Origin of the sequence: Metalysinibacillus jejuensis, from assembly GCF_003057615.1 — a bacterium.
GTDB classification, from domain to species: Bacteria; Bacillota; Bacilli; order Bacillales_A; family Planococcaceae; genus Metalysinibacillus; species Metalysinibacillus jejuensis.
Map to the genome: position 1 here is coordinate 1 of NZ_QAFW01000065.1, position 8,997 is coordinate 8,997.

The following is an 8,997-nucleotide window of genomic DNA, read 5'->3' on the forward strand; positions in this document are numbered from 1 at the left end:
TTTACGCAACCACTGATACATACTTTGCACCGGTACATTTTCTTTTGCGCACCAAGCAGCAACGCTTGCTTCGCCGCTTGTGTGAAATGCTTGAATACGAGATTGCCACATCAACTGGCGTTCAGATTGTTTCATAAAAAACCTCCAACTTCATTCATTTTCACGATTGTCTCATGTCCATTGAATTCGTTGAAGGTGTGCTATATTTGGCGCTTACCAATGAAGATTTAAAGAAAAATCTTGATTTCCGAAAGTTATCCACATGTAGATAACTGCTAACGTGAAAATAATGCTGTGGATAACTAAATTACGTAATGATTTTCTGCGAATATACTGTGGGCTTTTTTCGCGTGCGAGTTGAGCATGTTCGGCTGGTGTGAGTAAATCTTCGCCTGCACGCTTACCTATTATAGCGTGCATAAATAAAGCCGAGTGCACCGATTGTAGATAATAATTCAAGCATTGAACTACCCCCACCTACGCAAAAGCGTTGAGGTGGGGGATTCCTACGAACACGGAAGTATCCTTCCATTATTGAGTAGGCGATCCCCGCAGTCCCTGTGGTTTTATTATAGGCTTGCCAATGCAAGCTGTTTTATATTTTTAGATGCATTCACATCCGCATGATCTGTATGCCCACAAGCCGTACAAGTGAACCATTGCCCCTTACGACTTGCTTTATCAACCGCAAGGCAGTTGGCGCATGTTTGCGATGTGTATGCCGGTTCAATAGCAATGAACGTCTTGCCATACCATTCGCATTTGTAGGCTAATTGTTCACGTATCATGCGCCAACTTGCGTCGGCAATCGATTTTGCCAATGGCTTGTGGGCAAGCATTGTGGATACGGTTAAATTTTCAACTGCAATGATGTCATAGTCGCGCACAAGGGACGTCGTCAATTTGTGCAAGTAGTCACGCCGTATGTGATTTATGCGTTCGTGAATATTTGCTACTTTCACGCGTGCCTTTTGAATATTTTTCGCTGTTTTACTGTCACGACCGTCTTTTTTGGCACGTTCCATACGGCGCGACAGCACGCGTTGTGAGCGCGCAAGTTGTTGTTCATATTTACTGAATGCGTGCGGGTGCGCAATATGCACACCGTCGCTTGTTGTGACCAAATGGGCAACGCCCATGTCAAGACCAACCGCTTGCTTGGTTTTTGCAAACGGCTGAATTTCTTCCTCGACAAGTAGGCTTACATAATAGTGCCCATTTGGTCGCATCGATACGGTTGCACGCAGTATGCGTCCTGTTGGGACGCAGGATACCTTCGCGCGCACAAGCTCTAATTTTGGCAGTTTAATAGCTTTGTCAAAAAGCGCAATGTTGTGATTTGTACATTTTGTTGTGTAGCTAAACTTTTTGCGCTTTTTACTTTTAAAGACGGGCTTGTTCGCTCGCCCTGCAAAGAAGTTTTGAAACGCTTCTGCTAAATCTTCACATGCCGATTGCAGGGCGATGGCGTCCACTTCTTTCAAAAAGGAAAAGACAACTTTAAGTGGCGGTAGTGCCTTTTTACAACTTGATTCGGATAAGCCTTTTCCTGTGGACGTATAGGAGGTGTCCATGCATCTAAAAAATGGTTATAGACAAAGCGCACCGAACCAAAGGTTTTAGCCATTTGAACGCGTTGCGTTTTATTGGGATACAAGCGAAAGCGATGCGCTTTGTAGACTATTTTCGACATAGGGAACACCTCCTTTTTATGATTTATATAACTTATATTTTACCAAAACAGATTAGAAGGGGCAATTCATCCCCTACTTATAGAAGTGGGGGATGAATTGCCGAGACTTGATAAAAATAAGTACCATTGGTAATCAATTAGCATAACAACTCTCCTTTAATCTTCATCTTTAATATCAATATCTGGCGGTATCGGGGTGTTTCTCCAAGCTTCAATTTCTTCTTTAATGCGAGCTAATTGTTCGTGATACGTATCAAATTGAGCGCTATTTACTAAATAACGTTCTCCGTCATGCACAGCTTTAATGCGTCCTTGATGGATATAACGCACGACTTGGTGCATAGGCATATTTAAGTCTTGTGCAGTTTCTGCTACGGTTTTATACATAAATGCGCACTCCTATCTATCTTCATTTATACTTTTTCTTAAGGAATTCTTCATAATTGCATGAATAAGTTATTAAGAATTATATTTTACACTATATTATGAGAGTGAGGTGAATATCATGACGAAATTAACGGTGCTTGTAACAGATGATGATCAAGCGATTCGTGATGGTATTGAAATCTATTTAAAAAATGAAGGCTATAATGTCTTAAAAGCAGCTGATGGTGAAGAAGCATTAGCAATGCTACAACAACATGAAGTACACTTAATTATTTTAGATATTATGATGCCCAAGATGGACGGAATTACTGCTACATTTAAAATACGAGAGGAGCGTAATATTCCGATTATTATGCTGAGTGCGAAAGCGGAAGATAGCGATAAAATTCACGGGTTATCTGTAGGGGCAGATGATTATGTGACAAAGCCTTTTTATCCATTAGAATTATTAGCACGTGTAAAATCGCAATTGCGTCGTTACGTTCAATTAGGAAATTATGAAAAAGAAGATAAGATTACAATTGACGGCTTACAGCTTGATGAAGCAGGTAAAGAAGTAATCGTTGATGATGTACCCGTACAGTTAACGCCCATTGAGTACAAAATAACAGAATTATTAATGCGAAATGCAGGACGTGTGTTTTCGACACGAGAAATTTATGAACGCGTATGGAATGAAGAGGCATATAATGCTGAAAATATTGTAGCTGTTCATATTCGTAAAATCCGTGAAAAAATTGAGGCTGACCCTAAGCATCCGCGTTATTTGAAAGTGGTGTGGGGCATTGGCTATAAAATTGAAAAATAAGATAGAACGAATCATTACATTTATCGGATTTTGTGCTGCAGTTATCGGTATTATGTTATTTATAGGGCATACCCTAACGTATATTCAAGCGAATTTTGATAGCGTAGTGCAGTTATTGCGTCGGATAGCCTAGGAGGAAATGAGATGAAAAATCAAAAACGCCAGAAAATAATACTTACATTAGCGGTATGGCTACTTATCGTTACCATTATAGCCTTAGAGCGCTCCGATTATTTTTATAGCAATATTGCTAGTAAATATACGTATGAGCATGTAATGGAGGAATATCTTGCTAATATTGGTCCTTTACAACTTAATCCACCTAATAAAGATGCTTTAATGCGTAGCATAGAAGTTTCTACAGGAGAGATTGACCAGTACCGCTATCGTTACGGCTCGAAAGAAGAGCAAATTGCTGATATTACTTTTCAATATAAAGAAGCTATAGATGAGGCAAATCAAAATGGTAATGAAGCGCGAAAAACTAAGCTTACAGAAGAACGCGATAAAAAAATACAAGATATTAAACAGAATTTTGAAGATGATGAACATGTTAAAAAGAAAATTATAAAAGAGAAAAAGAAAGTAGTGGAAAGTTATTTCGAAAAGCTTGAGGCATTGCGTACAGAGCTTGGGAAAAATTTTTTCTATGTCAGTTATGAGCTAACAGATCAAGAGACTAAGGAAGTTAAACGTCAAGGAGATGTAGGGGCTAAAGCTTTAAAAACGTATCCATATAATAAGGATACTCAACTATTAACGACAGAGACATACGACAGCAATGTGCAATGGGTTTTTCATGATGGCGAATACACGCATTGGCCAATGTTGACGAATACAAAAGACGGGGAAGTCAATAATCGCCCCCATTATTATAGCGGAACGATTATCATTGATGAAAATAAATTTAAAACATCTAGCGACTATAATGCTTACCGTGAAGTACTTATTAAGCACTATTTATTTTTAGCTTTCGTTGCAAGCGGGATTGTTAGTTTATTCATTCTCATTATGATGAAAGCGCGTTTAAAAGATTTATATATGCCTATAACTTTATTTCATAATATGAAGCTAGATGCGCATTTAGCTATTGTAGTAATAGCTGTCTTTAGTTTTATGATTAGTATTTCTCGCTTGTCAAATTTGTTATTATTTGAACAAAATAGCGCGCTAATTCCATCGTTAATTTGGGTAATTATTACGACATGGTTAGTTGTGACGAGTATTAACAGTTTGATTTACCGTGCGCAATTAAAAGGCGATATTGTCACCTTATTAAGAGAAAGTTATTTACGACAAATGCTCGTAGCTAGCTATGATATTTTATTAAACCGCTCATTGTTTTTACAAACGACACTGTTACTATCATGTTCATTTATTGGTGGGATGGCAGCAACAACAATCCTTAATGGTGGTGGCGGTATGTTTATCTTCTTCCTTTGCTTCATTGTAGGGTTTTCGGGCTTCTTTTTATTCCTAGCACGCATGGGCTATTTAAGTCGTATTGTAAAAGATACAGAAGACCTCGCAGCAGGGAAACTAAATCGACCTATTGCTATTAAAGGGCGTTCAGTGTTTGCAAAGCACGCTCAAAATTTAAATGAGCTACGTGAAGGTGTACGAGATTCGATGAATGAGCAGGCAAAGAGTGAGCGTTTAAAGACGGAGTTAATTACAAATGTTAGCCATGATTTACGTACGCCATTAACGTCTATTATTACGTACACAGAGCTATTAAAAAATGAAAATTTAACACCTGAAGAGCGCCGACAATATGTAGATGTGCTAGATAAAAAAGCAGAGCGTTTAAAAATATTAATCGATGATTTATTTGAAGTGTCAAAAATGGCCAGTGGAAATATGGAACTCCATAAGCAACGTTTGGATTTAGCGGAGCTCGTTACACAAGTTGTAGGCGAACACGAAGAAGAGCTAACAAAGAAAAATTTGGAGTTGCGTATGGTAGTGCCAACAGAGCCTTGTTATGCGTATGTAGATGGTCAAAAAATGTGGCGCCTCATTGATAATTTAATGATTAATGTACAAAAATATGCTTTGGAGCATACGCGTGTTTACGTTACATTACAAGAAAATAAAGCTGGACAGGCAGAGCTCTCTGTTAAAAACATTGCAAAATATGAAATAGGCGATAATGTAGATGAATTGTTTGAGCGCTTTAAACGAGCCGATAAATCACGTAACACAGAAGGTTCTGGGCTGGGATTAGCTATCGCGCAATCTATTGTAGATATGCATGATGCGAAGATGAGTATAGCAGTAGACGGCGATTTATTTAAAGTTACTGTAAATATTGAAAAAGTACATTAATTTTACACCGCAAATTAGTAATTATTGTTACAATGGAAGGTAGAGGGATTTTATCTCTCTATCTTTTTATTATAGTAAAATACAAATTAATGTTAGTAGTGATAGGAGGTCGCATCACTTGAAAATTTTGATGATTCAGCCGATTTATGATTCTCAATTTACGGTACGTGCATTACTAGCAAAAGTCGAAAAAATCGTCGCACAACAAGAAGTCGATATTGTCGTTTTTCCCGAAAGCTTTTATCAAGCAGCTACCTATGATGCTGCAATGAAAATTATGTACAAAATGGCTGAAAAATTACATGTTGCTTTATTAAGCGGTGTGTCCTTAGCTGATGGTTCAGAATGGGCACTTTACTATAATCCAAATCCTAGCGATTGGGAAACAAAAGAAACAGCTTTTGTAAAACATTCGACGGCTGCGAAATTAGCATTTGACTATGAGCCACAACTATTGCAGGATAAAAATATTTATCGTCCTATTTATTTAAGAGACTACACATTACAAGCTATTATTAGTCATGATTTATTCTTCCCTTTAATTACAGAGCGTTTAGAACAAGAAGGAATGGATATGCTTATTCATCTCACGCAAGGTAACGTAAAAATGTCGAAGTGGCATAATGTGTTACGCGGGCGATCATTTGAAACGTCAGCTCTTGTTGTATGTACAATGGGACATGATCCTGAGCAAAAGCAAGCTTCGGATATTATTGCATATCGTAAAGGTGTGCGTATTGTACCCGAATTTATGGTAGGCGATAGCTTTGATCATGAAGATGCATGCCACTTGTTTGATTTAGATTGTTTAGAGTACGTGCCAGAAAAGAACCAAAATTATTATAGTGATAAAAAGTATGAAACATTTACTATCGGTAATGATGTTGAAGCCGATGTTTACTTTGACGCGCGAAGAAAGCGATTAAAAACAAAGCTTAAAAAGATAGAACAGCACGAAAATTCATTTGTTGTAGAAAAGAACGGTGAGCGGGTGCATATACATAGTGGAACATTTAAAGATTTAAAAAATAGATTGTACGTGCACAATCAACCATCAACACCAGGGGAGCACCATATTATTGTTTATCACGTTAATAAGTATATTAATAATAAACAAAAGGCTATCGCTTTATTAAAATTAAGGGCTATCGAAAGTCGTATTGCCGTAGTGCTAATTACAAAAAATATGTTTGTGGGTGCTAAAACGACACGCTACAAAGACATCCAGTTATTTAATCCAATCGACGAAAAAATCGGCTTTGACCTCACTTTTATGAAAGGTATTGATAGCGTGTTTCAGCGTAGCAATCGCAAGCTAGGTATTCCTAAAAAATATGAGCAGGCCTATTTAGCTTTAAAGCATGAGCAACGAACTTAAAAAAACAAGAAGTCCATTTACTTGGGCTTCTTGTTTTTTTATGCAATTATTGCCAAACCGTAGTTACAATTTTCGTATCATTAGAAATTAACCAATTCGTTGCAAGGGTACGCATATCATGTAGGCTTTTAGGGACAGCGTGGGGGATGAGTTTTTCGATTTGGCGTAGCTCACGCCCTAACTGTAAAATATGTACGATTTCATGTCGAATGGCTTTGCGTTGTAAAAGTGTAGTAACCTCTCGACAAAACCATAATGTTTCGGCTTCTTCTATTGTAATACTACGGTGCTCTAATGCAGAGATAACACCTAAAATATGTATGACTAAGGCTCGCTCAATAACGGGCTGCTCCTTAGCAGTCATCGTTAATGTATGCATAATAACTCACTCCTTCTTTACTTAGTATAAACTTTTTTTGTTTTTTTGAGAATAATTCATAAGTGCTGTCGTTGTATAAGGTGAGAGCGCTTTTTGTACAAAGGAGATAGCTATGATTACAAAACAACAACTTAAACGTTTAAGAAAGCAAGATGAAAAGGTATTAACCGTCGTGATTGATTTATATATGCCACTTGTTAAAGCGATTGCTTATAAAATATTACAGCCAATTGGGCGCACGGATAGTATGGACGAATGTATTAATGATGTGTTTTTAACTGTTTGGCAAAATGCTTCAAAGTTTGAAGGTGAGCCAGCCGATTTTAAAAAATAGATTGGCACAATTGCTAAGTATAAGGCCATTGACCATTACCGCGTATTAACAAAACGTGCACAGCGAGAGCAAGTAAAAGAGGAACTACCTCCAGTAGCAATATATGACAAGCAAGAGCGTAATGAGCTCTTACTGCTGCTAAGTGGGCTACCTGAGCTAGACCGTGATATTTTTTTAATGAAGTATTATTTGCAACTACCAAATAATGAAATAGCACAGCGTTTAGATTTAACTAAAGCAGCTGTGGATAATCGTTTATACCGTGGTAAGCAAACGCTAGCAGGGCAACTAAAGGAGCGATGGACATGAAGGAACAATGGGAAAATATTAATATTGATGAAATCGAACCTATGGAGGTTACAGACATGGAAAAAGCACGCGTAAAACAACATATTACAAAACAACAACCTAAAAAGAAAATGGGTGCATTTGCAAAGGTATCAGCTGCCGCAGTAATTTTTGTTTCTGGTTTAACTGCAGCAGGCGTTGCCTCACCAGCGTTAGCTGAGCGCATTCCATTTATGCAAAATGTAGTAGCGTTTATTACAAGCCCGCTTGATGCAGCAAAAAGTGAAAATGCAACAGCACTACTGCAAGTAAGTGAAGATAAAGGTATTAAAGTAATGGTAGACCGTGCTATTTTTGATGGTACAACATTAACGATTTATTATGCCGTAGAGTCAAAAGAAGATTTAGGCGATTACCCGTCATTTAGTGGACAACCTATGATTAAAGGTGCAGAAGGCAGTACGGGAAGAAATTCTTTAGAAAAAATTAATGATACTACTTATATCGGTGTTACTACAGCTACGCCTCACGGTAAACAATTTGATGCAGTAGACGTTACATGGGATTTAACTATGCTAACAAAGGGCAATAAACAAGAAATTTCAGGGGATTGGTCGTTTGCTTTTACATTAGATGCCGAACAAGCGACTACGTTGCCATTACAATATAGTACGCAAGAAGAAGGAGTTAGCTTGCATCTAACAGAGCTACGCCAAACGCCTTCTGTCACAACTCTTTATTATTCAACTGCAATGGCTGAAGAGCTAAAGGATACGTACCGCAATGTCACAGTACTTTTCACAAATATTACAGATGATTTAGGTAATGTTTATGAAATTGAAGATAATGGCGCATCCAGCGACGATGAAGGTATAACATTACTAGCTAGTTCAACTTTAAATGCGCTTGATAAAAATGCAACAACGTTAACGTTAACACCAATTGCACTTTATGCAGGTCCAGAAAGCGGGCCATTGGCAAAAGAGCATGAAATGGAACCGATTACGATTCAGCTAAAATAAATCATTATTTTTTAACGGCTTTCCGAAAGAAGTCTCCCATCCTCAAGGAATGTGAAGGTGCGAATAGCACCAATGAGGAGGTGGGAGATGAATTTCGGTTGGCTTTAGCCAACGTTATTTTTCTAAGCCTTTTCGTAATAATTCGAGAATGGTTGCTGTTCTTGTAGCTATTCCATTTTCTTCTTGGTATTTATCTAATTTCTCGATAATTGATTTAGGCATACGAATTTCTACACGTTCTTTATTATTTTTCAAAATTATCACCTCTCACTTGATTGTACGGTATTTCTACGATATAATCAATACATAAGATATTATTCCGTACAAAGCGAGGTGAATTGATATGACTAAACAAAACAAAGCATTCAAATTCCGTTTAC

Annotated in this window: 13 protein-coding genes; 6 read left to right on the forward strand and 7 right to left on the reverse strand. The window is 37.6% G+C overall.

Annotated features, from left to right (window positions below; translation table 11 throughout):
- The 5 genes from tnpA to DDE80_RS12900 form a co-directional block, all read right to left on the reverse strand.
- On the reverse strand, positions 1-135 hold a 135-nt coding region (tnpA, locus tag DDE80_RS15790), incomplete at its 3' end, for an IS66 family insertion sequence element accessory protein TnpA (RefSeq protein WP_427901819.1).
- A gap of 78 nt (positions 136-213) precedes the next feature.
- Positions 214-459, reverse strand: coding sequence for a hypothetical protein (locus DDE80_RS12885; protein ID WP_108308276.1), 246 nt, complete (start codon positions 457-459; stop codon positions 214-216).
- Between the two features lie 110 nt (positions 460-569).
- Positions 570-1,574 (reverse strand): RNA-guided endonuclease InsQ/TnpB family protein, encoded by a 1,005-nt coding sequence (locus DDE80_RS12890; protein WP_108308278.1) that lies wholly within the window; start codon positions 1,572-1,574, stop codon positions 570-572.
- Positions 1,481-1,693 carry a helix-turn-helix domain-containing protein gene (locus DDE80_RS12895; RefSeq protein ID WP_108308280.1) on the reverse strand — a complete coding sequence of 71 codons (213 nt, stop codon included), beginning with the start codon at positions 1,691-1,693 and terminating at the stop codon, positions 1,481-1,483. Before DDE80_RS12895 ends, DDE80_RS12890 begins: the two co-directional genes overlap by 94 nt.
- A gap of 156 nt (positions 1,694-1,849) precedes the next feature.
- Entirely contained in the window at positions 1,850-2,080 is a 231-nt protein-coding gene (locus tag DDE80_RS12900; protein ID WP_108308281.1) for a helix-turn-helix domain-containing protein, read from the reverse strand.
- Between the two features lie 118 nt (positions 2,081-2,198).
- Here DDE80_RS12900 and DDE80_RS12905 point away from each other — a divergent pair, with 118 nt between their 5' ends.
- From DDE80_RS12905 to DDE80_RS12915, 3 genes are all read left to right on the forward strand, one after another.
- The gene (locus tag DDE80_RS12905; RefSeq protein ID WP_108308283.1) at positions 2,199-2,888 is read left to right on the forward strand and encodes a response regulator transcription factor; all 690 of its coding nucleotides are present in this window, start codon (positions 2,199-2,201) and stop codon (positions 2,886-2,888) included.
- A gap of 144 nt (positions 2,889-3,032) precedes the next feature.
- Positions 3,033-5,216 carry a sensor histidine kinase gene (locus DDE80_RS12910; RefSeq protein WP_108308285.1) on the forward strand — a complete coding sequence of 728 codons (2,184 nt, stop codon included), beginning with the start codon at positions 3,033-3,035 and terminating at the stop codon, positions 5,214-5,216.
- Positions 5,217-5,334: 118 nt separating this feature from the next.
- On the forward strand, positions 5,335-6,594 hold the full coding sequence (locus DDE80_RS12915; RefSeq protein WP_108308286.1) for a carbon-nitrogen hydrolase family protein: 1,260 nt from the start codon (positions 5,335-5,337) through the stop codon (positions 6,592-6,594).
- 46 nt (positions 6,595-6,640) lie between these two features.
- Here DDE80_RS12915 and DDE80_RS12920 read toward each other — a convergent pair whose 3' ends face one another.
- The gene (locus tag DDE80_RS12920; protein WP_108308288.1) at positions 6,641-6,973 is read right to left on the reverse strand and encodes a DUF3969 family protein; all 333 of its coding nucleotides are present in this window, start codon (positions 6,971-6,973) and stop codon (positions 6,641-6,643) included.
- A gap of 112 nt (positions 6,974-7,085) precedes the next feature.
- Between DDE80_RS12920 and DDE80_RS15470 the strand changes: the two genes are divergently transcribed.
- The 3 genes from DDE80_RS15470 to DDE80_RS12930 are packed head-to-tail and all read left to right on the forward strand — an operon-like array spanning position 7,086 to position 8,617.
- Positions 7,086-7,307 carry a sigma factor gene (locus DDE80_RS15470; RefSeq protein WP_235612338.1) on the forward strand — a complete coding sequence of 74 codons (222 nt, stop codon included), beginning with the start codon at positions 7,086-7,088 and terminating at the stop codon, positions 7,305-7,307.
- A 27-nt stretch (positions 7,308-7,334) separates the two neighbouring features.
- Positions 7,335-7,616 carry a sigma-70 family RNA polymerase sigma factor gene (locus DDE80_RS15475; RefSeq protein ID WP_235612340.1) on the forward strand — a complete coding sequence of 94 codons (282 nt, stop codon included), beginning with the start codon at positions 7,335-7,337 and terminating at the stop codon, positions 7,614-7,616.
- Entirely contained in the window at positions 7,613-8,617 is a 1,005-nt protein-coding gene (locus DDE80_RS12930; protein WP_161952338.1) for a DUF4179 domain-containing protein, read from the forward strand. The genes DDE80_RS15475 and DDE80_RS12930 overlap by 4 nt, the downstream gene beginning before the upstream one ends.
- A 114-nt stretch (positions 8,618-8,731) precedes the next feature.
- Here the strand turns inward: DDE80_RS12930 and DDE80_RS15070 are convergent, their stop codons facing one another.
- Complete coding sequence (locus tag DDE80_RS15070) at positions 8,732-8,881, reverse strand: ribbon-helix-helix domain-containing protein (protein ID WP_235612339.1); 150 nt, start codon at positions 8,879-8,881, stop codon at positions 8,732-8,734.
- Between the last annotated feature and the right edge of the window lie 116 nt (positions 8,882-8,997).

What these genes read in the sequence shown, in the direction of transcription:
- DDE80_RS12890 (WP_108308278.1), bottom strand. Translation starts at nt 1,574, where the DNA reads ATGGACACCTCCTATACGTCCACAGGAAAAGGCTTATCCGAATCAAGT.
- DDE80_RS12895 (WP_108308280.1), bottom strand. Translation starts at nt 1,693, where the DNA reads ATGTCGAAAATAGTCTACAAAGCGCATCGCTTTCGCTTGTATCCCAAT.
- DDE80_RS12900 (WP_108308281.1), bottom strand. Translation starts at nt 2,080, where the DNA reads ATGTATAAAACCGTAGCAGAAACTGCACAAGACTTAAATATGCCTATG.
- DDE80_RS12905 (WP_108308283.1), top strand. Translation starts at nt 2,199, where the DNA reads ATGACGAAATTAACGGTGCTTGTAACAGATGATGATCAAGCGATTCGT.
- DDE80_RS12910 (WP_108308285.1), top strand. Translation starts at nt 3,033, where the DNA reads ATGAAAAATCAAAAACGCCAGAAAATAATACTTACATTAGCGGTATGG.
- DDE80_RS12920 (WP_108308288.1), bottom strand. Translation starts at nt 6,973, where the DNA reads ATGCATACATTAACGATGACTGCTAAGGAGCAGCCCGTTATTGAGCGA.
- DDE80_RS15470 (WP_235612338.1), top strand. Translation starts at nt 7,086, where the DNA reads ATGATTACAAAACAACAACTTAAACGTTTAAGAAAGCAAGATGAAAAG.
- DDE80_RS12930 (WP_161952338.1), top strand. Translation starts at nt 7,613, where the DNA reads ATGAAGGAACAATGGGAAAATATTAATATTGATGAAATCGAACCTATG.